This window comes from Ruegeria sp. EL01 (assembly GCF_900313035.1).
GTDB lineage: Bacteria > Pseudomonadota > Alphaproteobacteria > Rhodobacterales > Rhodobacteraceae > Ruegeria.
Window position 1 is genome coordinate 92,826 of sequence record NZ_OMPS01000048.1, and the last position, 25,839, is coordinate 118,664.

Here is a 25,839-nt window from a genome sequence, read left to right on the forward strand (position 1 = left end):
TGATCAGGTTGAATTCATCAGCGCGTCGGCCCGCTTTTGAGCCGCCGCAAGGGCTTCGCGCGGGGTCACGATCCCGCGCAGCATGTCGTGGAATTCTTCACCGCAAATCTGAACTATGTTGCCGATTTCCGGCACAGGCGGGCGCGGCCAAAACTGCAACTCATCCCGCCAGGACATGGCATCGACAGCTTCGAAAATGGGCGAGACACGGCGCACTTCGGGGTCAGATCCGACGGAATAGCGCGGGTTGGTGCGGCTGCCGTTCTGGATGTATAGCTTCTGCGCCTGCGCACTTGTGAAAACAATCAGCGCTTCGACAGCAGCATCCAAACGTTCGGGCGGCAAATTGGCCGGAATGCCCATGACGTAGCCACCAACTGGTGCAACCGGCGATGCACCCGGGCCGACCGGATGCGGCAAGTACCCGGTCTGACCAGCAGCGGGCGAGCTGACGTCCAGTTCAAAATACGGAGCCAGAAGCGTGTAGCCATACGCCATGGCGATGCGCCCGGCCGCATAAGGGCGCACACGCTCGTACCACGACATCGACAAGATATCGGGTGGCGAGTATTGCAGCAGTTCCATCAGAAACTCCGCCGCACGCAAACCAGCTTCGGTGTTGATGGTGGGGCGGTAATCGCCCTGCGACAGACAGCCGGTATCAAAACCCCCAGCATTTTCAGGCAAGTTCAACACAGGTTGGCCGAAATCTGCCATTGTCATCAGGACCGTATGTCCAAGGGCCGTGCCGCGCGCGGCGTTCCAGGCAATACCATATTGGCCATGCTGCGGATCATGCAGTGTTCGGGCCGCAGAAAGCAGTTCATCGGTAGATGCCGGAGGCTCCAACCCGGCTTTCGCAAACAAATCCCGGCGATAAAACAGCAATTCAGGCGTTGTCTGAGCCGGTACACCGAAGGGTTGATCGCGCCAATGCGCGGCCTTCCAGCCTGCGGTATGAAAATCCGCCGGATCAAGACGCGCGACATCCATGGCCTCATCCAGGGGCATGAGAATACCGCGCTCAGCAAACTCGCCCACCCAGGGCAAATCGACCGCAATGATGTCATAGCGGCTGGCTTTGCGTTCGGCGTTGCGGATCGCTTCCTCTCGCAGACGATCAATCGAAAAGGCGCGTTGATGTATTTGCGTGCCGATCACCTGCTCGAACTGACGCTTGAGATTGTCCATGACCATGAAGGTCGGATCCCCATGCACAAGCACCCGAATTCCGCCCGAGGCCTTCAGTGGTTCCGCCAAAACCTGCATTGGGGGGATCGACTGCGCCGCCATGTAGGATCCGCCGAAGTAGTAGTCTTTGGCGTCCGGTGCACGCTCTCGACCGCCGAACTCGGCTTCGACCATGCGGCGAATTCGGCCCGAGAGTTGGGTCCACAACTCCAGCAACGATTCGCTGGGGTGCAGCGAAAAGCTTTTGCCTGTCTTTGTGCGCGGCCGTTGTTCGATCAGGCCGCTGTCGATCATCTCTTTCACCCTCCGGTTGGCCGTGGCGTAGGGCACGCGACTGACACTGATCAGGGATGTAGGCGTGACGATCTTGCCTTCGAGGTGACCGCGGACAAGGTGCAGCGCTATTCTAAAGTGCGGCCCCATCGCAAAAAGTTCGGTCGAGTCTTCCAACTCATCGCCGAAATCCTCAAGAAAGGATGCGATGCGCATCATCTGGTTTTTCACCTGAGGCGAAACCATCTGTGCGTCTTTATGTGCATCCATGACTGACATAAGTTGCGAATGTGCCGATCTTTGCTTGCCCGGGATGGGCGTGTTGAAATTATCCGTTTCGGACGAATCTGAACGGGCCATGGCGTCCTCCTGCGAAATTGTTCAAATTGTCCTTAGGATCGTATCGCAAAAACATCCAAATCGGATAAACTAATATCCATTTTGGATGTTTTCACGGAGTTTGGACGTGTGGAAATTCGGCATTGTTCTGCCAATCATCTGCCACACGCGATGATTCCCCGCCGTGAAAACCGCGGGAACACGGAGGTAACACGGAGTTTTCCGGGAGGAGACCAGAATGAAATTTCGCAATACGCTTGCTGCAACGACAGCGATCGCAATGCTCGCGCTGTCAGGCGCAGCGTCAGCCGAAACGATGAAAATCGGCATCACCCAAAACAACGTGGGTGTGGACAGCTATCAAACCACTTACGAAAAGGCGTTCATTGCCGAGGCGGACGCCAACGCAAATGTGGAAACCGTCGTCCTTGATGCAGGTGGCGACGTGGCGCGCCAGATTGCTCAGATGGAAGACCTTATTCAACAGGAAGTGGACGCCATCATTATCTGGCCAACAAACGGCGAAGCTGTGATCCCCGCCGTTCGAAAAGCCAACAAGGCAGGCATCCCTGTAATTGTCACCAATTCGAACATCGCCGAGGAAGGTTTCGAATTCGTGTCAAGCTTCTCGGGGCCCGACAACATCACGCAAGGATCCCGTTCAGCCGAGATCATGTGCGATAAGTTTACGGAAATGGGTATCGAGAACGAGGCGCAGATTGTTCAGATCCGCGGACAGCCCGGGTACACCACGGCCATCGAACGCGCCAAGGGTTTTGAGGATCGGCTGCCAGAGGTTTGCCCCAACGTGGCGTTGGTTGAAACGCAGCCAGGTGACTGGAACCGCGAGAAATCACAAAAGGTAATGGAAGCCTTCCTTGTCAAGTATGACGACATCGATGGTGTTTATTCCGGTGATGACAACATGGGTGTGGGCGCGTTGAACGCCGCCAATGCGGCTGGCCGCGAAGGTATCATTTTTGTTGGCGCGACGAATTTTGCCGTCGGGTACGAAGCGATGGAACGCGGCGAATACTGGGGGTCGATCTACCAATCACCGGTCGATGACGCCAAAGCCGCGCTTAAGACCGCCATCGACACATTGAATGGTGAGGACTTGCCCTTTCTGAATTACTTCGACACACCGAAGATCACTCAGGACAACATGGGCGACTTCACAAAGCCTGTCTTCTAAAGGCCCATGAAACAGGCGCGGTATTCACGCCGCGCCTGTTTAGTCTGCCATTTCATCATGATCGAGAGGTTGCCATGAGCCGGGTCGCGGGACGGTCCTGTATTGTGACGGGTGCGGCGCGCGGCATCGGGCGTGCCATTGGTGAGGCTCTGCTGAGCGAAGGCGCCGATGTGTGTTTCGCCGACGTGACAGGCGACAAGGTCGCTGAGGTCGCAGCCGAAAACCGGGATCGAGCCAAGGAAAACGGCGCCAAGGTGACTCATGTCGCCGTGGACGTAACGGATCGTGCGCAGGTACGCGCAATGATCGATCACACGGTAGATGTTTTTGGCAAGCTCGATGTGAAATTCAATAATGCAGGCGTCAACAAGCCAATGAACTTCATGGATGTCACCGAAGACAATTGGAACTTTATCATGGGAGTGAACGGGTTGGGCTGCATGATTGGCATGCAAGAGGCGGCCCGCCAGATGATCGCACAAGGATCAGGCGGCAAGATCATCAATACCGCCAGCATCGCCAGCCGGCAGGGCTTTGATAATGTGGCCCCCTACTGCGCCAGCAAATGGGCGGTCGTGTCCCTGACCCAATCAGGCGCACGCGATCTGGCAAAACATGGTATCACGGTCACCGGGTTCGCCCCCGGTGTGGTGGCTACGGAAATGTGGGAACAGGTCGATCAGGACCTGCTAGAGATCGGAGCCGCAGAACGACCCGGTCAGGCGATGGAAGAGTTTTCAGCCGAAATCCTGAAGGGGCGCGTTGCGACACCCGAGGATATCACTGGGACAACAACTTATCTGGCCTCACGCGATAGCGATTACATGACCGGGCAAATCGTGATGATCGATGGCGGCATGACATTGGTGTAAGCCTTGTCGGTGGCACAGGAAGGGGGAACGATGCAAATCGCTAAGAATGATATCGGGGACTTTCTTGCTCGGCAGGGCATTCTGGTCGCTTTCGTCGTGTTCATGATCGGGTTCTCTCTGGCAAATGCTCGGTTTCTGGATCCTGACAACATCATGGGGGTGGTTCGGTCATCCGCCATTCTGGGCGTCATGGCGCTTGGAGTGACCTTTGTTGTGATCAGCGGCAATCTGGATTTGTCGGTGGGATCAATGATGTCATTTTCCACCATTGTTGTGCTGGACCTGCACGACAAAATCGGCCCGACGATGACCATTCCAGCGATGTTTGCAATGACGCTGTGTCTTGGCGCTTTCATCGGGTTTCTGGTTGGGTATCTGAAGCTGAATTCCTTGATCGTGACACTGGGAATGTTGTCCGCCATTCACGGTCTGACGCTGACCTATTCCGGCGGCAAGAACATGGACATTGTCGACAAGGAAGGCACATGGTTCAGCGTGTTTGGCCAAGGTGATGCCCTTGGTATTCCGGTGCCAATCCTCATTTTCGCGCTGCTTGCTGCATTTTTGGGGATTGTTCTTGCCAAAACACCGTTCGGCCGGAAGGTTTATGCGGTAGGTGGCAACGGTACTGCGGCCACCTTTTCAGGCATCCGCAGGGCGCGTGTCGTCTTTACTTGTTATCTGATGTCGGCTTTCTGCGTCGCTACTGCTGGGCTTATTCAGGCCAGCCGCTCACTAGGGTCGCAAAACACCGTAGGCCAAGGGCTTGAATTGGAGGTGTTGGCCGCGGTCATTCTGGGCGGAGCGTCTTTGATGGGCGGCTCAGGCACGATCTTCAAAACCGTGATCGGAGTCCTCATCCTAGGCTTTATTCAAAACGGGCTTTTGCTGGTGGGTTTGCAATTCTACGCCCAGTACGTCGTGACGTGGGTCATAATCATTCTTGCAGTCTGGCTCGACATTGCAGCCAAGCGCGGCAAGCTCTGGTCACCGATAGCCTGAGGGAGAGCGAGACAATGCAAGCCGGAACCCTCGCTACATTCCTCAAACGCGGTGCGATCTGGGGTTTCATCGTGCTGGAGCTGATTTTCTTCTCGGTGGCAGGCGAATACATGTCACTGTCCGACAAGGCATTCATGGACGCGGGCAACATGCTGTTGCTGTTCAAACAAACAGCTCCGCTGGGCATCATTGCCATGGGCATGACCATCATCATGATCAATGGCAATATTGACCTGTCTGTCGGCGCCACTTTTGCCCTCAGCGCCGTGATCCTGTTGGACAGCATGAGCTGGCCCATGTTCGAAAGCCTTGGCGACGGCGTTATTTTTGTGGGCTGGGGTCTGGCGCTTCTGACCGGACTGGTTCTAGGCGCACTCAATGGGCTGATCGTGTGGAAGACAGGTGTCGACGCCTTCATTGTCACGCTCGGTTCGATGCTAGGCTATCGCGGCCTTGTCTTCATGTACAACGGCGAACAGCCGACCAGCCATCTGAACTGGACCCTGGTGGATTTTGCCGAAGCCCAGTTCCTTGGGCTGCACACGCCCACATGGTTTCTGTTGGTTGTAACTGCAGCAATCTGGTTCCTGATGAATCGCACCGTACACGGGCGCAACGCCTATGCAATCGGCGATAACCGCGAAGCTGCCGTCAATGCCGGGATCAGGGTTGGACCACATATGATGGTCAACTTCATGATCATTGGATTTCTCGCCTCTCTCTCTGCTGTGGTCTTCTACTCTGAAAGCGGGTCCGTCAATCCCAATGATGGAGAGCTGTACGAGCTGTGGATCATCACCGCAGTGGTGCTTGGCGGCACCAAACTGACCGGCGGTGCGGGCTCGATTGTTTCGACCTTCGGTGGCGTGCTTGCGATCCAGCTATTGCGCAAAGGGCTGGCGCATATTGGCGCTGACACATCGACGGTCAATCTGGTCATTGGGCTTATTCTTATCGCTGTGCTGTTCCTCGACAGGCAACTGAACGTCAAAGGCAGAGAGGAGTTGAAGACATGACCGATCATATCCCAGCTTTGCACTTGCAGGGCATCGTAAAGACGTTCCCCGGCGTACGGGCCCTGGACGACGTCAGTTTTGAGGTTATGCCCGGCGAAGTGCATGCCCTTATGGGCGAAAACGGTGCCGGAAAATCGACACTGATGAAAGTCCTGGGCGGGATTTATCAACCCGAAGAAGGGCAGATCATCGTGGGCGAAGAACCCGTCGTGATGACATCCCCACTGCATGCAAAATCCAAAGGCATCGTCTTCATTCATCAGGAACTAAGCCTTGCCGAAGAGCTTTCGGTGGCTGAAAACATCTATCTGGGTGAGCTGCCGCGCAAGTCCTTTGGCCGTGTGGATTGGGGCAAGCTTTTTGCGCAGACCAACGAAATCCTGGAAAAACTGAAGGTCAGTTTTGACGCCAAAACCATTGTTGGCGAGCTGTCGATTGCCAACCAGCAAATGGTCGAAATCGCGCGGGCGCTGACCGTCGACGCCAAGGCGGTGATTTTTGATGAACCAACGGCCTCGCTCACCGATGCCGAAAAGGTGGTGCTGTTCGATGTGATCAGGGATCTGAAGGATCAAGGTGTAGGTATCATCTACATCTCGCACCGAATGGAAGAGGTTTTCCGCATGACCGACCGGGTCAGTGTTCTGCGCGACGGAAGCTACAGAGGCACACTGGAAACAACCGAGACGAACGAGGACGAGATTACCCAATTGATGATCGGGCGCAGCCTTGATCTGTCACGCAACAAAACCCACGCCGAACTCGGCGAGGTTGCACTTGAGGTCCGCGGACTTTCCTGCGGGGATCTCTACAGTGAGGTCAGCTTTGATGTCCGTCGTGGCGAAGTCGTGGGTTTTTACGGTTTGGTTGGAGCCGGTCGAACAGAAATTGCCGAAACCTTGTTTGGCCTGCGTGACCCCTCAGCGGGACAAATTCTTTTGGATGGGCAAGAAGTGCGCATCCACTCTCCTGCTGATGCAATTGCGCGTGGCATCTCGCTTGTGCCCGAGGACCGCAAGGCGCAGGGGCTTGTCCTTGGTATGAACTGCCGGGACAACATGACATTGCCGCAAGTTGACGACCTCAAGGCTGGACCGTTCATGGCCGAGGGGGCCGAGGTTTCAATCTTTGACCAGTACCGTGACAAGCTCGACATTCGAACGCCGGGATGGAAGCAGCTTGTTGGCAACCTGTCGGGCGGCAATCAGCAGAAGATCGTGATTGGCAAATGGCTGAGCATGCATCCCAACGTGCTGATCGTGGACGAACCAACGCGGGGCATTGACGTCGGCAGCAAATCTGAAATCCACAACCTGATCCGCGATCTGGCGTCGCAGGGCTACGCGGTGATCGTGATTAGCTCGGAAATGCCCGAGGTTCTCCATGTGTCAGACAGGATCGTTGCGATGTTCCACGGGCGCATCATGCGCACCTTTACGTCCGAAGAGGTGACCGAGGACAACCTGATCCAGGCCATTTCAGGCATCGAAAGCACCGAGGCCGCGTGATGCGCATTGGATTTGCCGGGCTGGGCCGAATGGGGACGCACATGGCGCGTAATCTAAGCCGCGCAGGTCACGACATGACGGTTTGGAATCGCTCGCAAAGCAAAGCGCGGGAATTGGCCGAGGAAACCGGTTGCGCAGTTGCTGCGACACCCGCTGACCTGACGGCGGGCAGCAAAGTTGTGGTTACCATGCTGGCCGACGACACTGCGTCGGAACTGGTCCATCGGGGGCCGGATGGTCTGTTTGCCACCCAAGGCGCGCAAACGTACCTGGAAATGGGTACTATGAGCCCGGACCACATCACCCAACTGACCACCACCGCCCCTGAGGGTTCGATGGTCATAGATGCGCCCGTATCCGGCGCGACACAGGCCGCGAGTGACGCGCAACTGTTGATACTGGCGGGCTGCAGGGAAGAGGACGCGGCACACCTAAAGCCGATATTCGACGCAATGGGCAAACAGACCATCTGCCTTGGCCGAATCGGTGCCGGGGCGATTATGAAACTGGCGGTGAACTCCCTGATCCACGGCATCAACCAAACCCTCGCCGAAGCGATGACTCTGGCCGAAGCCGCAGGCATCGACACTGGAATTGCGTTTGACGTGATTGAGGCCTCTGCCGCCTGTGCGCCGATGCTCAGATACCGTCGCCCTCTGTATTTGGATGAGGCCGCGCATGACGTCACTTTCACCGTATCGCTGGCCCGTAAGGACATGGAGATCACCGCAGGTCTTGCGGAACAACTTGGTTCAGCCATGCCTCAGGGTCGCGTGACCCTTCAGCACCTAATCGATGCAGAAATGCAGGGTTTCGGCACACGCGACATGGCATCGATCCTGAACTACATGCGGAGCAAACTCTCATGAAAGCAGCACTATTTGTCGGCGGCTGGATCGGTCACGCGCCAACCGCATTCGCCGATTGGTACAAGGATCTGCTGGAGGAAAACGGATTCGCCGTCGACGTGTACGACACGCTGGAGCCTCTGGAAAAGCCCGAGAACCTGACGGATCTTGATCTGATCACACCGATTTGGTCGTCGGCGCGTTCAGGGCATCGCGAAGAGTTCGGCAACATGACCAAGCTGCAGGAAGACGGACTGTTGCAGCTGATCGCCAACGGCTGTGGGCTGGCGGGTTGGCACGGGCATATGGGCGACGCGTTTCGCGATCGGCCCACCTATCATTTCCTGATCGGAGGCCAGTTCGTCGCCCATCCGCCCGGCTGGCCTGACAATCTGCAACCGGCCGAGGATTACATCAACTACGATGTGACGATCTGCAAACCGGATGATCCAATCGTCAACGGGATCAAAAGCTTCAGGCTGACATCCGAGCAATATTATATGCTGGTCGACCCCTCGAACGAAGTCTTGGCCACGACAACCTTTTCCGGAGATCACTTGTGGTGGATTGAGGGCACGGTGATCCCTGTCGTCTGGAAACGTCGCTGGGATCAAGGCCGGGTATTTTATTGTTCGATTGGGCATGAGCTGGACGACCTGAAACAACCGCAAATCACGGAAATCATCCGGCGAGGCGCAATATGGGCCGCGAAGGGCCAATATTCAGGCGGTTCAGGCTGACCCGATTGTCACTCCGCCCCAGTTTCGCGCTTTAGTGAAGGTTGGTAAATCGGGAGTTTCGCACCTGCCGTGTGAGGGGTTTTGCTGCCGCGAAGCAGCTTCACGAAAGCCACAAGTATCGTGTGTTAGACAGTTCGCTGATGACAACGGCAGCGACAAAGACTTGTCGACACCGACCCAAATTGATTCCGGTCTGTTGGCAAAACGACGATCAACCCAGTCGCGCTAGCCTCCGGGCGCCTGGCGTAAGTTTTCAGGCAACCATGTCGCCAGTTCCGGGAACCAGATCAACACGAATACCATCAAAACCATGATCAGGAACATCGGGATCGCGGCACGCGCGATATAGCTCATTTCGTGGTTTGTCATGCCTTGCATCACGAACAGGTTGAACCCGATCGGTGGTGTGATTTGCGCCATCTCGACGACAACCACGATAAAGATGCCAAACCATATCAGGTCGATTCCGGCGTCACGGATCATCGGTTCGACAACTGCCATGGTCAAGACGACCGAGGATATTCCGTCAAGGAAACAGCCCAGAACGATGTAGAACACCAGAAGCACCATCAACAGTTCGAACCGGGTCAGGTCCCAACCGGCGATCAGATCCGCCAACCCACGTGGCAAGCCGGTAAATCCCATCGACAGCGACAAGAACGCCGCTCCGGCCAGGATCAACGCAATCATAGCACTGGTGCGTGTCGCCCCCATCAGGCTTTCGGTGAACGTTTTCCAGTTCAGCGACCCTTGACCCATCGCCAATAGCAACCCACCGATCACACCAAAAGCAGCCGCTTCGGTGGCGGTGGCATAGCCCAGATACATCGATCCGATCACCACTGTTATCAGCAAAATCACAGGCAACAGGAAACGGGAGTTTCTGACCTTCTCTGAAAAACTCAGCTTGCTTTCGTCGTTTGGGTTCCAATCTTTGCCCACTTTCGAATAGATCGCGACATAGCCCATGAACATCGTGGCCAGCACCAGCCCCGGCAAAATGCCCGCAAAGAAAAGTTTGGTGATCGATTCATTGATCGTCACGCCATAAACGATCAGCGTCAGCGAAGGCGGGATCATAAGCCCCAAAGTCGCCGCCCCAGTAAGCGTCCCGATGATCATCTTCTCGGGGTAGTTTCGCTTTCTCAGCTCTGGGATCGACATTTTTCCAACTGTGGTCAAAGTGGCCGCAGATGATCCCGAAACAGCGGCAAAGACCGTGCAACCCACGATATTGGTGTGCACCAACCCGCCTGGCATAGGGGCCATCCACGGGGACAGACCCTTGAACATGTCTTCGGATAGTCGCGTTCGATACAGGATCTCGCCCATCCAGATGAACATCGGCAGGGCTGTCAGCGTCCACGAGGACGAGGCGGACCAGATGGTAGTGATCATCACGTCACCGACCGGCCGGGTGGTAAACAGCTCCATTCCGACCCATGCGACACCCATCAGGGCAAGGCCAACCCACACGCCAGAGCCAAGCAGCGTGAAGAGGACAAAGAGAAACAGGATGATGACAGATACGTTTTCCATGCCCCTATTCTCCGTGGCTTTGATCGGCCAGATCACGGACGATGCGATGATCGCCCTTGAACAGCACATGGATCAGGTGATCTGTCAGCGCGATAGCAAGGATAATCGCCCCGATCAGCATGGTTGATTGCGGTATCCACAGCGCAGTCTTGTCCTGACCCTGGCTGATATCGTTGAACTTCCAGCTCCAATAAACAAATCGATAGGCGTACCAACAGAAGTACCACATCACGGCGGCGCCGATGGAAAAGCACCAGATTTCAAGGATGCGGCGTACCCGGTCCGGGACAGAGTTCAGCAGGATCGACACCCGGATATGGCTGCCGCGGTTCAACGCATTGGCAAAAGCAAGGAACGACGCCGCAGCCATCGCATATCCGGCATAGTCCGGGGCGCCTGGGAAGACTTCTCCGGTCCAGCGGGCCAGCATTTGAACGACGATAAGCAGAAGAATGGCGATCAGGCTAAGCGCTGCCAGCACACCCGCCGCCAGATAGGTGAAATCCAGTACCGACCGAAGCCCTCGCAATACCGCCATACCGTCCCCGCTGTGGTTTGTTTTGATTAACAGCGGGCAGAGGGTTGGCCCCCGCCCGCATTATGATGGTTACTGCGACGAATTGAACGCATCGACGATGGCTTTGCCCTCGTCCCCTGCTGCTTCCAGCCATTCATTGGTCATGGTCACGCCGATCTCTTTCAGCTCACCCACCATCTGGTCAGAGGCCGGACCAACGGTCATGCCGCCATCGCGCAAACCTTGCAGAGTAAACCCGGTGTATTCCTTGGCCCGCCAGTTACCGGCGTATTCAGCCAGCGAGGCGCAGGCCTGAATCACGTTCTTATTGGCGTCTGACACACCTGCCCAAACTTCCGAGTTGACCATGACGTAATTGCGCGGCAGCCACGCGTCTACTTCGTAGAAATAACTCAGGCTTTCCCAGACCTTACGGTCATACCCGGTAGACCCGGACGACACCATCGATTCAGCAACACCGGTCGCAAAAGCCTGACTGATTTCGGCGGCTTCGATGGTCACCGGTAGCATTCCTGTCAGCTCGGCCAGTCGGGACGTGGCGTTGTTATATGAGCGGAATTTGATGCCTGCCATATCTGCGACCGAGTTGACCTCGTTCTTGAAGTACAGCCCCTGCGGTGGCCATGGCACAGCATAAAGCAGGGTCAGATTCTGCTCGGCCAACAGCTTTTCGATCGACGGCTTGGCAGCATCCCAAAGTTTCGCGCTGTCGTCAAACGACGTCGCAAGGAACGGAATGGAATCAAATCCGAACAGCGCGTTTTCGTTTTGGTGGCCGGAAAGAAGACGTTCCCCAATCGGCGCCTGCCCGGTCTGGATTGCGCGCTTGATATCACCGCCTTTGAACAACGATCCCGATGGGTGCGTGACGATTTCGATCTCACCGCCTGTGCCGGTCGTGACGCATTTGGCAAATTCTGCACCCGTTGCCGAATGGAAGTTCGACGCCGAATAAGCCATCGGCATATCCCATTTTTCGGCCAGAGCCGGGGCCACGGTGGCAGCAGTCAAAGCAGTCGCTGCCAGCAGATTGGTTAGAGTTTTCATCATTTTCTCCCTATTGAATATTGAAGTGTCGGTGTTTTTCACCGGCCTGTCTTATGTAGTGAAACGTGAAGGCGCATAGACGCTCACATCCGTGTTCGGGGTTCTGCCTGCAATCATTTGCGCCAACAGGCGTCCTGTTTTCGGCCCACCCGTCAGGCCAATGTGATGGTGCCCAAAACCCATATAGGCCCCTGTGATACCCGGCACGTCGCCGATAATCGGGATCGAGTCAGCCGGAGCGGGTCTGTGCCCCATCCATTCCACTTCCTCCTTCCATGTCACGCCGGGAAAAGCGGCCCGGGCGTTCTTGCGCATCAGCTCAAACGGCGCGCGCGATGGAGCTGCATCCAGCCCGCCAAATTCAACAATTCCCGCCAACCGAATGCGTCCGTCCATTGGCGTCGCCACAAACTTGCCGGCGGCCACCATGACCGGACTACGCGGCATGGCAGAAGGCTCTACCAATTCAAGATGATAACCACGTTCGCTTTCCAGAGGAACAGAAACTCCTAATCGTTTGGCCAGAGGGCCCGACCAGACACCCGCCGTGACGACAGCCGTGTCGCACGCGATCGTTTCCCCACCGGCCCGTACCCCCGTGACTTGTCCGTTGTCACGAACCACGTCGTCGACTTTGGCCCGTATGATCTTGCCACCGTTTGCTTCCACATGCGCAGCCAGATCTTTTACGTAACGCCCCGGATCGGTGATGTGTCCGTGATCCGCCAGCTTTGCAGCGAAACCGATATCTTCGCTAAAGACCGGATCGTAGGCGCGGAAAGCCTTGCCCTCCAGCTCTTCCCAGCGGAAACCATGCTTGCGCCGGATGTCCCATCCAAAGGCATCGCCTTCGAAATGGGCCCGGTTTTCGTACAAAAACAGATAGTCCGACGGAACGATCCACTTTTCGGCAATCGTACCTTCGGCAAGCGCTTTGTGGTCGTTCAAGCTGTCCCCGATGATTGGCATCAATGCTCCCGCGATGCGGTCAACGTCTGAGGCGTTGGCATGGCTCAGGTAGCGCATTAACCATGGGACCAGCTTGGGCAAATACCCCCATTTCAGAAACAACGGCTGTGACGGGCTGAGCAACATTTTAGGGGCTTTCTTCAAAAGCCCCGGAACGGTCACTGGCACGATCGAACACGATGCCAAGACGCCGCCGTTGCCATGCGAGGTACCCTCGCCCGGGCCCGCCTTATCGATCAGGATTACATCATGGCCATCCCGCTGTAGCCAAACGGCTGCCGACACGCCGACAATTCCGGCACCAATGATAGCAATTGTCTTCACTTCATTCATGCCGCCACCGCCTTGGTCACGGCATAATGGTCAAGCTTGGTGGCATCTGGTTTGCCCCCCAGACCCGGCCCATCCGGGACCACAACTTGACCACTTCTTACGTTGAATGGTTCCTCTAGTATGTCCTCTTTCAGAAAGTAAGAGGCCTGATAGAATTCACAGCCCAGCGCAATTTCCGGTGTTGCGGCGATCATGTGAGTGCCTGCCAAATGCGCCAAGCCAGCCTCGAACATATCGCCACCATAAGCGCTGAGACCGTGCGCTGCGGCGATACGGGCAACTGTTTGGCCACGTGTCAGACCTCCGGATTTCATGATTTTCACTGAGACGCCGTCACAGATGCCGTCTCGGGCCGCGCGTTCCATGTCCTCTGGGCCAAAGACGCTTTCGTCGGCCAACAGTGGCACGTCGATCATCTGTCTTAGCTTTGCCATCATGCCATAGTGATGCGCCCGCACGGGCTGCTCGATGAAATCGGGGGTGAACTGCGCAACGTCCCTTACATTTGCCGGTGCCTCTTCAATGGCAAGCCCCTGATTGTAATCCACGCGGACAGAAAACTCGGGGAAGTTTTGCGCCAGACTTTCCAGACGCATGATGTCAAAGGCATGATCTTTGAAGCCGGTCTTTAGCTTGACGATCCGAACACCATCGTCCCGCAACCGTGCCATCAGCTCGATGTCCTGAGTAAAATCGGGATTGGCAATCGAACAGCTTAGCGGGATGGTGTCACGGAACTTGCCACCCAGAAGCGACCAGACCGGCACCGCGTTGATCCTGCCTGCAAGATCCAGCAAAGCCGTTTCCAATGCAGCTTTGGCTTCGGTGCAATGTGCAACCGCGTGGACGGCACGCGCCATGATCGCCGCCCAGTCCCCGACTTTCGCACCGAGCACAAGAGGCCGCAGATAGCGATTCAGCGCAGCGTAAGTGGCCTCGGGCGTGCCTGTGAACACCGACCAGGGCGAGGCCTCGCCAAAGCCTTCGCTGCCATCTTCGGACCTAAGCCGCAGGATCACGACTTCGCAAACGCCTTCGACGGACCCGATACCGTGATCTCGGCGGGACGTCACCGGCAATTCCAGATGCCACAGGTCGTATCCGATAATTGTTTGCGTCAGATCGCCCATTCTTCCTCCTAGCAGTGGAAAGAAGCCTGCCTTGACGCCCATATCATTTCAAATACTATATTGTTGATACTTCATCAGAAAAAATGATGGGATAAACAGTGTCTCTTCGGTTTCGACAGCTGCAGGCCTTTCACGCGATCATGGAGACCGGAACCGTGACCGGTGCGGCGTCGGTGCTGGGTATTTCGCAACCGGGTATCAGCAACCTGCTTGCGCAGCTGGAACGTGAAACCCGCCTACCACTGTTCGAGCGGAACAAGGGGCGTCTGTTGCCAACCCCCGAGGCTGAGTTGTTGTACCGGGAGGTGGATACGGTCGTTCGGGGCCTAGATCACGTGGCGCAGGCCGTGTCGGACTTGCAGAACAAACACCCCGGACAGTTGCAAGTTGCCTCGCCACATCTGCTGTCCTTCGGTTTCATGCCCCAAGAGATTGCCCGCTTTGCCAAGTCACGACCGAACCTGTCCGTCAGTTTCCAATCTCAATACTCCTCGAAAATTCAGGAATGGGTGACCTCTGGTCTGTTCGAGATCGGCATTATTGAAATGCCTGTTCTTCACGACACCCTGAACTATCAGGTTTTTCAATTCGAAACCCTTGCGACCTTTCCGGAAGACAGTCCCTTGGCCGCCTATGATATCCTTACCCCTGAAATACTCGAGGACGAGCCCTTTATCGTCATGGGTCCTGAACATCAGACCCACCTCAAAACACGCGATATCTTTACGACGGCAGGGCGCACGTGGCGGACACAGATACATACGCATCTCTCTGAAAACCTGCTGAGCTTCGTCAAGCAAGGCATGGGTGTCGCCATGATCGATCCCTTTACCGTCACCTTCGACGGTGAAAGCGGATATCAAACCCGACCGTTCCGACCTGCAGTGATGCTGGACCTGGCGATCATCACCGCCAAGGGACGCCCCTTGTCCGCCATCGCGCAGGAGTTTTTGGCCCAGTTGATCCCGTCAATCGAGTCTTACGCCACCCATTCCGAAACCGGCGCCGCCGCTTCGTGAAGCGGCTGAGAATGGATATCGACCAGTGTCGGCCCATCATGTTCCAGCGCCTGCTTCAGGACCTTGCGCAGGTCTTCGGGGTCTTTCACCGTCCAGGATTTGACACCAAAGGCCGAGGCAACCGCCGCATGATCGGTTCGATTGAAATCGACGTTGTAGTAGCGCTGACCAAACCCGGCATTCTGCCCAGCCTTGATCCAGCCAAACACCGAGTTTGAGAAGACGATCGAGGTGATTGGCATGTTGTGCCGCACCATCGTTTCAAACTCACCGCAGGCGAACCCAAAGGATCCATCGCCCATCACCGCCAACGTTTTGACCGAAGGCCGTCCGACATGCGCGCCCATCGCGGCCCCCAGCGAATAGCCCAAAGCGCCATGCGCGCGATTGGTGATGAAGTGCCTCCCCGGCTTCTGCCAGCGATAATGCGCGCTGAAATAGGGGCACGGAGTTCCCGGATCAGCGACAACAATCGCATCGTCATCCAGAACTTCCATCAAATCCGCCATCACACGTTCAGGCCGGATGGGTGTATCCCGACTTGCGGCGAGTGGGGCAAACGCCGCCATCTTGGCCTCCCACGCTGCAGTGGCTTTGGCTGCTCCGCCCAAACCGGGCAGATCCTTGCGGGCTTCCAAAGCGTGCGCGAAAGCTTCCATCGCCAGTCGCGCATCGGCGCAGATCGCCACCTCGGTCTGGTAATTCGCCCCGATCACCATCGGGTCGCTGTCGATGTGAATGATCGTGGCATTCCGACCCGGGCTTCTCCACCGCTCGGTGGTGACGGATCCGGCGCGACAGCCGATGAACAACACGACATCGGCCTGATCAACAACCGCGCGGGTTGCCGCTACTCCGCCGTTTGATCCAACAACACCCAAGGCCAGTGGATCGGTTTCGGCAATTGACCCCTGCCCCGACACTGTCGTGGCAACGGGCATGTCCAAGAGATGCGCAACGCGACGCAGCGCGTCTTCCGCACCGGACAGAACCGGACCGCCACCGCATACCACGACCGCAGACTTGGCCTGCGCCAGAATCTCGGCTGCTGCCTCAACAGCATCCGGATCAGGCCCCGCTCGTTCAGCCGGATAACTGCGATGGCGTGCATCCGCCCAGATTTCGGCCTCGTCCACCGGCGCTTTCTGTGTGTCAAACGGCAAAGCCAAATGTGTCGCGCCGGGTGTTCCGGTTGTCATCGCCCGGAATGCGGCGCGCACCATCGCAGGCAAACGCGCGGCATCGTCCAGGGACGTGTTCCACTTGGCCAGCGGCTTAAACAACGCGGTCTGGTCAAGTTCGGTCAAAGGGTATTTTCCGCGGCTGGTTGTTGCCACATCAGAGGTGATTGCCAGAATTGGCACCGAGCTTTCGTTCGCTTCAATAACCCCCGGAAGGATGTAAGTCGCCCCACCCCCTGACGGCCCTTCGCAAACGCCTGGTTTGCCGGTTACGCGGGCATATCCATCGGCCATATAGGCCGCATGACGTTCATCCCGGGTCAGAATGTGTTGAATTCCATGATCCATCTGCGCCAGCGCATCATAGAACGGCAATGTGGTATCGCCGCACAGACCAAACATATGCTTCACGCCGTGGGCTTCCAGCATGCGCACCAAAGCCTCAGCTCCCGTCAGATAATTGGTCCCCGTCATAGCCTGCGATTCCTTTTACAATAACTGCACACAATACTGTATACAGTTTTGTATATTGATTTCAAGATTGACCTGTGGCACCTGTAGCGCAACGGAAGCAGGCGGGTTTCATGGCAGGTCCACGGGTTGATGATATCTATGATCAGGTAAAGGCGATGGCTGTCTCATTTCGCCTGCGCCCGGGCGACCGCCTGAACGAAGTTGCGCTATCAAAAGAACTGGGCGTTAGCCGAACCCCCCTGCGCGAGGCGCTAAACCGATTGGTTGCCGAGCGACTGTTCGACTTTCGCCCCGGACAGGGCTTTTTCTGCCGTCCGCTGACTGCCCAAAGCGTTTTCGACTTATTCGAACTGCGCGAAATCATCGAAACGGCCGCCGTTCGTGCGGCCTGCGGGAAAGCTACGGATGATCAACTGGCGGACCTAAGAGCTGAGCTTTATGCGACCGGTATCGACATCACCGGTCTGACGGTTCAAGAGGCCGTTAGTCGGGACGAGGCATTTCACCTTCGGATCGCCCGTTTGTCCGGGAACGCCGAGCTATTGCAGACCCTGACACGGATCAACGAACGCATTCGCTATATGCGCTGGATCTCAATGAGCCTTGATAGGGTTCAACGCTCGAAGGACGAACATAAGCGCGTGATGCAGGCCCTCCTGAACCGCGATGCGGATGAGGCAGCGCGTGTCTTGGGCGCGCATATTACCAAGCGTATGGATCAGGTGCAGGAGGCCGTGCGTTACGGCATCTCCAGCATCTACATGGAAGGGTCCGACGATATCTCGGCCCGTATCATCGAGGAAGCGTAGGGTATGATCGCAAAAGGCGGCAAATCGATCTATGGCGCATCTGTTGGTATCCTTATGCTGGACGCCCAGTTTCCGCGCATTCCCGGCGACATGGGCAATGCGCTGACATGGCCGTTTCCGGTGCTCTATCATATCGTTCGGGATGCTTCACCCGATCTGGTGGTCCGTCACCGGGCCGAAGGCATGCTGGACGCTTTCATCGACGCGGCTCAGGATCTGGTCAAGGATGGGGTGGACGGGATTACCACCAATTGCGGCTTCCTGTCCCTGTTCCAGACCGAGCTGACCGAGGCTGTACCGGTGCCCGTTGCCACGTCCTCGCTTATGCAGGTTGAAATGGTAAACCGTGTCTTGCCCGCCGGACAACGTGCCGGAATTCTGACCATTTCAGCTCGTGCGTTGAGCAACGACCACCTGCAAAGCGCTCGGGTCCCCGAAGGCACGCCAATTGGCACCACCGAAGGTGGACAGGAATTCACCCGCGCCGTCCTAGGAAACGAAATGGTATTGGATGTGGACAAAGCACGCGCTGACAATGTCGAAGCTGCGCTTGCCCTGAAATCAGACAATCCTGACCTTGGGGCGATAGTTTTGGAATGCACAAATATGTGCCCCTACGCTGCGGACATTCAACACGCGACGGGGTTGCCAGTGTTTTCCATTGTGACATTTGTCAGCTGGTTTCAGGCCGGTCTTGTTCCGGCGAAGTACTGACGCTGCTCGCCATGGCTGACGCCACACACGCCTTTCAGGAAAGTGAATGAATTGAGGCCCAAACTACAATTTCGGGCTCGCTTCGAAGGGCAGCAGCCAACCGTCGGAAGCCCCCTGCTTTCCGACGAACATGCAGCCAGCCACCCAAAGCCAAGCTGAGTTCGACCTGCCCTGCAACTGTTTCGAGAAGCTATCCAGTTCAGATTTCTTACCGCAAAGAGGCGTATGACTTGATTCTGTCAATCAAGGCTGCTTTGGTACAGCCTTAATTTCATGATGTATTTATCAATTTCAGCACCACCTTGTTTTTCACGCCTCAGGCACAGGTAAAAATGCCAATGTGGTTGGGACTTTGTCACTATGCTAGTCTGACCACGCAATTATGGTAAACCAGAAGTCTCAAAAGGTTATTTTTTGAATGGTAGGGTCTAAAGACAACGAACTCACATTGCGTATTGCCGTTATTGCCTTTGCCGATGTAGCCAACTACTCGCGTCGCATTCGCGAAGATTTGGAAGGAACCGTGCAAGCGTGGACGACGCTTCGCCAGCAGATCATTTACCCTACGGTGGAAACTGCTTCCGGCCGTGTTATTAACGAAGCCGGTGACGCAGCTTTAATTGAATTCCCCAGTGTTCGCACCGCAATCAACTGGGCGCTTGATGTTCAACGCTCAATGCGGGGCAAACGCAAATCTCACGCTGGTATGCGATTGCGTATAAGCATCAATGTCGACGACGTATTGGATGATGGTGAAACGATCCAGTCAGACGGGGTCGTTGTCACGTCAAGGATTCACCAATTGGCGGCACCGGGTTCGGTTGTGGTTACACAATCGGTGCGCGACATTATCCGCACGCAACCCGGCCTGACTTTCCGTGGTCTCGGCGCACCTCAATTGAAGAACATCGACTTTCCTATTCGTGTCTACGCGGTGGAAGAACAAGCTGATGAACGCGGGCTGGTGCGTCCGCATGCGAATTGGTCAACACGTCCGACCCTGGCCGTTCTCCCGTTTGAAGTTTCTGGTGATGAAGACCAACGATATTTTGGGGAAGGGATTACCGAGGATATCATCACGGGTGTGTCACGTAGCCGAGCCATGTTTGTTGTCGCTCGCAATTCTACCCTGCAGTTTTCCGAAGGTGACAAAAACTCCAAAGAAATCGCATCGGCGCTTGGAGTGAAATATTTACTCAACGGCTCTATTCGCCGACAGGGTGCGGTATTGCGCATCAATACCGAACTGGTTGACGTTGATCGCGATCGCGCTATCTGGCGCGAACGATTTGACGGTGTTTCCGAGGATATTTTTTCGTTCCAGGATCAAATCGTATCCAGCATTGTTGCGACGCTGGAACCCAAGGTGCTCAACGCAGAAACGTCTAATCTGGGAACACGCGCTACAGAGAACCTCGATGCCTACGACTGCGTATTACGTGCATTGTCGGAGCTCTACCTGGCAAACGGCGAAAGCTACCTGCGGGCGCGAGACTATCTAACGAAAGCGGTACAGCTCGATCCCGGATATGCTCAGGCGCATGCTTACCTTGCCTGGTGCCTTAACTTTGTCATGGCAGAAGGCGCTTCCAAGAACATTGCCGACGACCGCAACCTTGCCATTCAATGCGCCCGCCAGGCGCTCAACCTTGATCCGGAGGATGCACTTAACCTCGCAGTTCGCGCGCACATACTTGGCCTCCATGAACAATCCCCAAAAGACGCGGTGGAATTGCTGGACGAAGCGTTGCAGTTGAACGAGAACCTTCCTGTGGCCTGGGGTCTCAGCGCTACAAATCTTGCGTATTTGGGTAGTTACGAAGAAGCGCGGGATCGTTTGTTGAACGTCTGGCGGCTGACACCTTATGATCCTTTGAACTTTTTCTATCAGACAGCCGCAGGGCTAATTGAGTTTGTTGCAGGAGACTACGAACAGGCAATTACGCAGCTAAAGCGGGCCAATAGAAGAAAACCAAATTTTGTGGCTGGATTGCGCCTGCTCGCCGCCTCGTTGGGAAATAACGGGAACCTGGTCGAAGCGCGAGAGGTCGCTCAGAAACTCATGGAGCAGGATCCTGGTTTCTCGGTTCGGGATTTTGTGGCATGGTATCCCATACAAGCACCGGCCGCATTGGAGCAATTGGAGCAAGGTTTGATAGCAGCCGGATTACCACCGGTCCATGTTCGAGAAGGCTGTTAATTGGTGCAGTTCAATACAAGCTATCATTTCTAAGAAGGGGTTTATTTAACAATTTACCGGCTGACATGCCGAAAAGTCGACAGAGGGGTTTATTGATTATGACATCTAGTGGTTCGCGTTCAGGTGCTGCAAACGGTCTTGGGGCCAGCCAAGGGCTGGGCCTGGGTCTGGGATTGGGCTCTTCTCAAGGACTGGGACTCGGGCTTGGCCTTGGGCTTGGTAACGGGCTTGGTCTTGGCAATAGTCTCGGGTTGGGCAATGGGCTTGGTCTCGGGTTGGGCAACGGGCTTGGTCTGGGCAACGGACTCGGGCTGGGCAATGGTCTTGGATTGGGCAATGGTCTTGGCTTGGGGCTGGGGAATGGCGAAGGCGCAATACCCGTCGGCGCGGATGGCGGCATAGGTTTTGTAAGAAGCTACTATGCGACGCCAATTGAGTTGGCATTGCTGCCCTGGTCGCTGAACTTCACACCGGATAACGCGGGCGTCCCGCCATTCCCGCTGGAGTTCATGATCAGCCCCTATCAGGACGAGGGAAAGGCACCAGTTCTGGCCTGGACCACCGAAGACTGGGATCCTGCGCTGCGGTTCTGGACACTACCCTTTGATGACCACCTGACGGAGTGGCTTCGCGCTGCGGATCGGTCCGAACCGGCCACACTCGCAGCCCTTGAGTTTGCCGGGCAATGGAAAAAATGGCATCCAGACTTCTTCAATGATCAGGCTGGCGGTGGACAAGGCCCTGGCACCGAGACATGGGTAACAGGCGCTGATCTGGCCTGGCGATATGTTCTGGATAACAGCAACACGGATGCGCAGAAGAAGGCCAAGTCCGAAGCTGCCTTCGCAACCATTCAAGTCGAACTCGAAACGCTTAAGTATTACATGGAGGATGATCGCGCGAGCTACCTCGTAGAATGCGATGTGCAGGCTGATGGTCTGCCTGCCTATCTGATACACTTCCTTGGCGCGAACTCTTTTGATCACCCCTATACGCTCAAACTGATTGACCTTGGATTGGCGGTCGGGAACGTCGCCTATATGTCCTACAAAGCACACTATGAGCGCGTGCGCCCGTCGATATTGATGCCGGGGCTGACAGTGCCGTTCGGGCCGCCAGCGCATCCGGCCTTCCCCAGCGGGCACTCCTTCCTGGCTTACTTCATCTCTCTGCTTTTGCTGGAGATCCCGGGAATCGCATTCCGCTACGGCGTGCAGGTTGGTCCCAATCCGGGCAACGGAGATCTGCTTGGTAAGCCCGACCTTAGCTATATGATGCAAGCGGTGAACGACATTCACTCTCCGCTGTTGCAAATTGCGAACAGAATTGCGGTCAACCGCGAACGCATAGGCGTGCATTACCCCAGCGACTCTTCCGCGTCGCGCCATCTTGCATCGAATATCTGGTCAGACATCATGGCGAACGACATCATCTGCCCGACGGTTCACACGATCCTATCGCACGCCAAAAGCGAGTGGCCAGCAGGTTGGGCCGATGTGGATGTTCAGGTCGTTCCAGCGCCCGGTCCCTAACCGCGCCACAGACCCAGATTGTTATCGGTGGCCACCAGATCGGTCAGCGCGCGGGGTGTAGCAGGCAAGTTAGGTGTGACGTTACCTGCCTCTACCTCAAGTGCGACCGGAAGCCCTTTCGCGGGGTCGGTATTGGCATGATCGTCTGCGCAACTAATTTCGAACAACAATACCGCGTTGCTTGTGGCCATCGCGTTCTGCACGTCTTGATCCAGGTCGCCAGTGTTCTTTGGGATTGATGCCCCCGGCGCAATATCTCCTAGCGGCAACGAAAAGACCTTGTTCTTCCAACTCAAATTGTTTGGGTTTTCGTCCCAGCCTGGCATTGACGGATCGCCGCTCAGTTCTCCGATCCATACCCTCAGCTCGACATTCTGTGCCTCCACACTGCCCCGATTTCCAACGATAAGAGTATCCACCATCAACCACAGTGGGTCCGCCCCCCAATCCAGCGAAACCGGACGATAACTGCCTGGCCCGTATTCAACCGGTCCAACAGAGGTGTCTTCCGTTTCCGGACGCTTGTCAGCGACATAGATGTCTACTTCTGGCGGCACACCTATGCCATTATGTGGTTTGGCTGGATCGGGCGGGAACATACCTTGTGCTTCAAAAGCCCAGCGAACCACTTTATTTGCCAACCCGCCGCGCCAATCCACCTGCTGAGCGCCGCCAAAGCGATAGTCGACGATTGGCAATGGGGACAACGTTCCGACATCAGCTTCCTGCATACCTGTTTGAAGAAATTCAGCCATCGAAGGTGATTGAGCAAATCCGTCAATCGCCCGAACCAGCAGATACAACGTCACGAACGAGGCGCGTTCACGCACCTTCTGGTCTGCCCCCTGCCCCGGGTTCCCCATTACGTCCGTGTCGCCGCCCAAGGCGCGATACAGGCGAAATAGCGTCGAAGATAAGATTTGCTCGGTCAAATATGATTTGAACCGAAATCCTACGGAAGGCTCTGTCTCAAGCACGGAACGATTTAAGGTTCCATACCAGGCCCACCCCAGCAGCGGTGTTCGATCGTGGCGACGTGTCGAGAACACAAAGGGGTAAGTCACGCCGCGAAACGAACTCGCCACGCCATCACGTGTGTCGGCGAGGCGTGAGATGGGATCAAAAGCGACCGCAGCCATGCCGTCGCCGGGACTGTGGCAAAAATCAAATTCCAGTTGCCCTATACGAGCGGCCAGCAGGTAATGCGAAAACTCGTGAAGCATCCAGCGTCCGCTTGATGCTATCCCAAGCGGTTCGGCCCATTTGCGACGACCATCAGGCTGTACCGGTCTGTCCCAGCGATTCAGGTTCGCCAACGCCAGGTTCATCTCGATTGTCGGTTTCTCCGCCCCGATTTCAGGTTGTTGTGGCGGATCATATTTGACTTGGGCGTTTATCGTACGGCCACCGCCGCCAGGCCCAGGCGTTATGCCTGCGCGATAAAAAATCCCGATATCTTTTTGTGCATGAATGACAAAACCATCCGGCGTAACTCCAAAGGCAGACAACATTTCGAAGAAATCAGCCGCGTTGCAATAAGCGTTGAGCGCGGCAAACTCGTTGCTGCGCGGGGGGATATCGCCCAATTCGGCAGGCGGAATTGTTTTTACTTTTTTACCGCTTGATGCCGCAGGCCTGTCTTCGGGAACTAGTTTCGGACACAGGCGAATTTCAAACCCATCACCCTCTAGTTTTTCGGGCACCGGACAATCTATCAAGTACTCTTCCAATGTCGTATCATCGCGCGGCGGACGTCTCAGTGTCCAATCGTACAGCGCTGGGGGATCACTTGCATCATGCCAACCCGACGGCGTTTGAACAAAAACACCGGCATTGTGCGCCGCATGCGTTACCAGCTCGTGTTTTGTCGTGCCGCTAATGATCAAATTGACACCGGGACCCGTCGTGTCCAAGCCAGAGACTTCCGATTGCACCAGAAAACCCAACGAAGTACCTGCGCGGGGCTTGCTTGCCCGGGCCTTTGACCGCAAGGAAAACAGAAAGTCTTGCCGGATCAAGGATTCCTCTGAAACGATGCGGGGCCAAATTTCTTCGACAACAACAGTCTCCTCACTTGTCCCCGACGAGGATGCAATTTCCGCATCGAACCGTCCCAGTTTTACGCTGCTGGTGAAACCATGGACTACGCTCGCATAAGTTTCGCGGTTGTCCTCTTTCAACGAAAAGAACTGTTCCGAAAAACTCGTGTATCCTGGCAATGGCAGCTCTGCTGTCAGAGTGCGTATCGTTACTTTCAAACCTTCATCGCACCACTCAACCACCATCGGCACACGAAGACCTACGCTGTAGGAAAAAACATCAAATTTGTTTTCTCTCTGCTCGCCCTCGGCGGCGGTTAGAATAATCGTGGCGGGGAGGTCGTGGGTTTTGGTGTCACGAGATAAGTTCCATGACCCAATGAACTCTGGCTTTTGCCCATAGTTTTTTCCAACTGCTGGCCAGACAGGTAGCCATTGAATGTAGTTTTCCAGAAATAACGAAGGGCGTGACGGGAACAGTGCGCGTTCCCACGACTCTGGCAGATCCAACCCCTTGTCGACGCCGTTGTATTCTTCCAAGAACTTTTGCAAATGGCGCAAATAGTTCGCAGCTACCTTCCCGAGCAGGTCCGCCGTAACCTCAACCACTCCTTCGATAACTGCTGAATATGGAACACCGATATGCGAAACACGTCGCGATGGGCGGCCCGTCTGCGGAAACTGTTTCTCGAACGTGAGCCAGCGTTTGTACTGACCTTTGGCGTATTCGTTATAGGGTGCGGATGGCCACTCGGGATTTTCGACAACAAGATTTTTTGACAATATGGTTCTCCAGAAAACTACAGGAAAAAAAACACATTGACTTCATTGTAGCTGAGTTTCCTCTCTCTCGATAGAAGGCGAAGCTCTCGTCAGTTTGTGACCAGCCACGAACATGACCGAATACCTCTCCATATGATCTCCCAACAGTGGGTTGGACCGGCATAATACGTTGGAACTGTTAAACGATTTTGGGTGCTCGCGCGCAGAACCACCGATATCTGAACGGCGTCTCGAACTATCCCTGTGGACTGCCAGCTATCAGCCTCCAAGAACGAACTCACCGTTGATATTTAGAAACGATCTTGGCTTCATTTGTGCAACTTGGTTGGCCTATGTTTCGCGATAGGCGCTCCAACCCACGGAAATTGCAACACAATTCCCAGTCAGACGACATAGCCGAAGTTATACAAATACGAGTGGCGGGGAGACAGGGATTCGAACCCTGGGAACGCTCTCACGTTCAACGGTTTTCAAGACCGCCGCATTCGACCACTCTGCCACCTCCCCGCGTGAGGCTGGGTCTAAGGCGAACTTAAATCAGAGGCAAG

Annotated in this window: 19 protein-coding genes, 1 tRNA gene and 1 pseudogene; 12 read left to right on the forward strand and 9 right to left on the reverse strand. The window is 55.7% G+C overall.

The annotated features are described in order from the left end of the window. Positions 1 to 3: 3 nt before the first annotated feature. Positions 4 to 1,734 (reverse strand): ABC transporter substrate-binding protein, encoded by a 1,731-nt coding sequence (locus tag D9K61_RS24595; RefSeq protein WP_254055880.1) that lies wholly within the window; start codon positions 1,732 to 1,734, stop codon positions 4 to 6. 307 nt (positions 1,735 to 2,041) lie between these two features. Here D9K61_RS24595 and D9K61_RS24600 point away from each other — a divergent pair, with 307 nt between their 5' ends. From D9K61_RS24600 to D9K61_RS24630, 7 genes and pseudogenes are all read left to right on the forward strand, one after another. After that, positions 2,042 to 2,998: a sugar ABC transporter substrate-binding protein gene (locus D9K61_RS24600; protein ID WP_120635852.1), complete on the forward strand. Its 957-nt coding sequence runs from the start codon at positions 2,042 to 2,044 to the stop codon at positions 2,996 to 2,998. Positions 2,999 to 3,072: 74 nt separating this feature from the next. Beyond that, positions 3,073 to 3,870, forward strand: coding sequence for an SDR family NAD(P)-dependent oxidoreductase (locus D9K61_RS24605; protein WP_120635853.1), 798 nt, complete (start codon positions 3,073 to 3,075; stop codon positions 3,868 to 3,870). Positions 3,871 to 3,900: 30 nt separating this feature from the next. Continuing rightward, a complete protein-coding gene (locus D9K61_RS24610) occupies positions 3,901 to 4,872 on the forward strand; it encodes an ABC transporter permease (RefSeq protein WP_120635854.1) in 972 nt (323 codons plus the stop codon). Positions 4,873 to 4,886: 14 nt separating this feature from the next. Continuing rightward, positions 4,887 to 5,888, forward strand: coding sequence for an ABC transporter permease (locus D9K61_RS24615; RefSeq protein WP_120635855.1), 1,002 nt, complete (start codon positions 4,887 to 4,889; stop codon positions 5,886 to 5,888). Then, on the forward strand, positions 5,885 to 7,396 hold the full coding sequence (locus D9K61_RS24620) for a sugar ABC transporter ATP-binding protein (protein ID WP_120635856.1): 1,512 nt from the start codon (positions 5,885 to 5,887) through the stop codon (positions 7,394 to 7,396). The genes D9K61_RS24615 and D9K61_RS24620 overlap by 4 nt, the downstream gene beginning before the upstream one ends. Next, positions 7,372 to 8,265 (forward strand): annotated as a pseudogene (locus D9K61_RS27935) (NAD(P)-dependent oxidoreductase); the annotation flags it as partial. The gene D9K61_RS24620 and the pseudogene D9K61_RS27935, both read left to right, overlap by 25 nt. Further along, positions 8,262 to 8,984: a ThuA domain-containing protein gene (locus D9K61_RS24630; protein WP_120635858.1), complete on the forward strand. Its 723-nt coding sequence runs from the start codon at positions 8,262 to 8,264 to the stop codon at positions 8,982 to 8,984. The pseudogene D9K61_RS27935 and the gene D9K61_RS24630, both read left to right, overlap by 4 nt. A 225-nt stretch (positions 8,985 to 9,209) precedes the next feature. Here the strand turns inward: D9K61_RS24630 and D9K61_RS24635 are convergent, their stop codons facing one another. From D9K61_RS24635 to D9K61_RS24655, 5 genes are all read right to left on the reverse strand, one after another. Continuing rightward, entirely contained in the window at positions 9,210 to 10,523 is a 1,314-nt protein-coding gene (locus D9K61_RS24635) for a TRAP transporter large permease (RefSeq protein WP_120635859.1), read from the reverse strand. Between the two features lie 4 nt (positions 10,524 to 10,527). Further along, the gene (locus D9K61_RS24640; RefSeq protein WP_120635860.1) at positions 10,528 to 11,061 is read right to left on the reverse strand and encodes a TRAP transporter small permease; all 534 of its coding nucleotides are present in this window, start codon (positions 11,059 to 11,061) and stop codon (positions 10,528 to 10,530) included. 69 nt (positions 11,062 to 11,130) lie between these two features. Continuing rightward, positions 11,131 to 12,108 carry a TRAP transporter substrate-binding protein gene (locus tag D9K61_RS24645; RefSeq protein WP_120636179.1) on the reverse strand — a complete coding sequence of 326 codons (978 nt, stop codon included), beginning with the start codon at positions 12,106 to 12,108 and terminating at the stop codon, positions 11,131 to 11,133. Between the two features lie 51 nt (positions 12,109 to 12,159). Next, positions 12,160 to 13,410: an FAD-binding oxidoreductase gene (locus D9K61_RS24650; protein WP_120635861.1), complete on the reverse strand. Its 1,251-nt coding sequence runs from the start codon at positions 13,408 to 13,410 to the stop codon at positions 12,160 to 12,162. Further along, positions 13,407 to 14,540 carry an enolase C-terminal domain-like protein gene (locus D9K61_RS24655; RefSeq protein WP_120635862.1) on the reverse strand — a complete coding sequence of 378 codons (1,134 nt, stop codon included), beginning with the start codon at positions 14,538 to 14,540 and terminating at the stop codon, positions 13,407 to 13,409. Before D9K61_RS24655 ends, D9K61_RS24650 begins: the two co-directional genes overlap by 4 nt. 98 nt (positions 14,541 to 14,638) lie before the next feature. Here D9K61_RS24655 and D9K61_RS24660 point away from each other — a divergent pair, with 98 nt between their 5' ends. Continuing rightward, a complete protein-coding gene (locus D9K61_RS24660) occupies positions 14,639 to 15,559 on the forward strand; it encodes a LysR family transcriptional regulator (RefSeq protein WP_120635863.1) in 921 nt (306 codons plus the stop codon). Here the strand turns inward: D9K61_RS24660 and D9K61_RS24665 are convergent. Beyond that, positions 15,520 to 17,214, reverse strand: a complete 1,695-nt coding sequence (locus D9K61_RS24665; RefSeq protein WP_120635864.1) for a thiamine pyrophosphate-binding protein — start codon at positions 17,212 to 17,214, stop codon at positions 15,520 to 15,522. The genes D9K61_RS24660 and D9K61_RS24665 overlap by 40 nt on opposite strands. A gap of 110 nt (positions 17,215 to 17,324) precedes the next feature. Between D9K61_RS24665 and D9K61_RS24670 the strand changes: the two genes are divergently transcribed. The 4 genes from D9K61_RS24670 to D9K61_RS24685 all read left to right on the forward strand — a co-directional run bounded on the left by D9K61_RS24670 (position 17,325) and on the right by D9K61_RS24685 (position 22,469). Beyond that, the gene (locus D9K61_RS24670) at positions 17,325 to 18,023 is read left to right on the forward strand and encodes a GntR family transcriptional regulator (protein WP_120636180.1); all 699 of its coding nucleotides are present in this window, start codon (positions 17,325 to 17,327) and stop codon (positions 18,021 to 18,023) included. A 3-nt stretch (positions 18,024 to 18,026) separates the two neighbouring features. Further along, entirely contained in the window at positions 18,027 to 18,737 is a 711-nt protein-coding gene (locus D9K61_RS24675; protein WP_120635865.1) for an aspartate/glutamate racemase family protein, read from the forward strand. Between the two features lie 418 nt (positions 18,738 to 19,155). Beyond that, on the forward strand, positions 19,156 to 20,937 hold the full coding sequence (locus D9K61_RS24680) for a tetratricopeptide repeat protein (protein WP_120635866.1): 1,782 nt from the start codon (positions 19,156 to 19,158) through the stop codon (positions 20,935 to 20,937). A gap of 98 nt (positions 20,938 to 21,035) precedes the next feature. Next, positions 21,036 to 22,469 (forward strand): phosphatidic acid phosphatase, encoded by a 1,434-nt coding sequence (locus D9K61_RS24685; RefSeq protein ID WP_174235124.1) that lies wholly within the window; start codon positions 21,036 to 21,038, stop codon positions 22,467 to 22,469. Here the strand turns inward: D9K61_RS24685 and D9K61_RS24690 are convergent. Further along, complete coding sequence (locus tag D9K61_RS24690; RefSeq protein WP_120635867.1) at positions 22,466 to 25,291, reverse strand: hypothetical protein; 2,826 nt, start codon at positions 25,289 to 25,291, stop codon at positions 22,466 to 22,468. The genes D9K61_RS24685 and D9K61_RS24690 overlap by 4 nt on opposite strands. A gap of 417 nt (positions 25,292 to 25,708) precedes the next feature. Beyond that, positions 25,709 to 25,798, reverse strand: a tRNA-Ser gene (locus D9K61_RS24695). Between the last annotated feature and the right edge of the window lie 41 nt (positions 25,799 to 25,839).

Bases quoted from the DNA above. Each gene is read 5' to 3' on its own strand.
- D9K61_RS24595 (WP_254055880.1), bottom strand. From the start codon at position 1,734: ATGGATGCACATAAAGACGCACAGATGGTTTCGCCTCAGGTGAAAAAC.
- D9K61_RS24640 (WP_120635860.1), bottom strand. From the start codon at position 11,061: ATGGCGGTATTGCGAGGGCTTCGGTCGGTACTGGATTTCACCTATCTG.
- D9K61_RS24685 (WP_174235124.1), top strand. From the start codon at position 21,036: ATGACATCTAGTGGTTCGCGTTCAGGTGCTGCAAACGGTCTTGGGGCC.
- D9K61_RS24600 (WP_120635852.1), top strand. From the start codon at position 2,042: ATGAAATTTCGCAATACGCTTGCTGCAACGACAGCGATCGCAATGCTC.
- D9K61_RS24655 (WP_120635862.1), bottom strand. From the start codon at position 14,540: ATGGGCGATCTGACGCAAACAATTATCGGATACGACCTGTGGCATCTG.
- D9K61_RS24605 (WP_120635853.1), top strand. From the start codon at position 3,073: ATGAGCCGGGTCGCGGGACGGTCCTGTATTGTGACGGGTGCGGCGCGC.
- D9K61_RS24630 (WP_120635858.1), top strand. From the start codon at position 8,262: ATGAAAGCAGCACTATTTGTCGGCGGCTGGATCGGTCACGCGCCAACC.
- D9K61_RS24680 (WP_120635866.1), top strand. From the start codon at position 19,156: ATGGTAGGGTCTAAAGACAACGAACTCACATTGCGTATTGCCGTTATT.
- D9K61_RS24610 (WP_120635854.1), top strand. From the start codon at position 3,901: ATGCAAATCGCTAAGAATGATATCGGGGACTTTCTTGCTCGGCAGGGC.
- D9K61_RS24635 (WP_120635859.1), bottom strand. From the start codon at position 10,523: ATGGAAAACGTATCTGTCATCATCCTGTTTCTCTTTGTCCTCTTCACG.
- D9K61_RS24645 (WP_120636179.1), bottom strand. From the start codon at position 12,108: ATGAAAACTCTAACCAATCTGCTGGCAGCGACTGCTTTGACTGCTGCC.
- D9K61_RS24650 (WP_120635861.1), bottom strand. From the start codon at position 13,410: ATGAATGAAGTGAAGACAATTGCTATCATTGGTGCCGGAATTGTCGGC.
- D9K61_RS24670 (WP_120636180.1), top strand. From the start codon at position 17,325: ATGGCAGGTCCACGGGTTGATGATATCTATGATCAGGTAAAGGCGATG.
- D9K61_RS24615 (WP_120635855.1), top strand. From the start codon at position 4,887: ATGCAAGCCGGAACCCTCGCTACATTCCTCAAACGCGGTGCGATCTGG.
- D9K61_RS24620 (WP_120635856.1), top strand. From the start codon at position 5,885: ATGACCGATCATATCCCAGCTTTGCACTTGCAGGGCATCGTAAAGACG.
- D9K61_RS24675 (WP_120635865.1), top strand. From the start codon at position 18,027: ATGATCGCAAAAGGCGGCAAATCGATCTATGGCGCATCTGTTGGTATC.
- D9K61_RS24665 (WP_120635864.1), bottom strand. From the start codon at position 17,214: ATGACGGGGACCAATTATCTGACGGGAGCTGAGGCTTTGGTGCGCATG.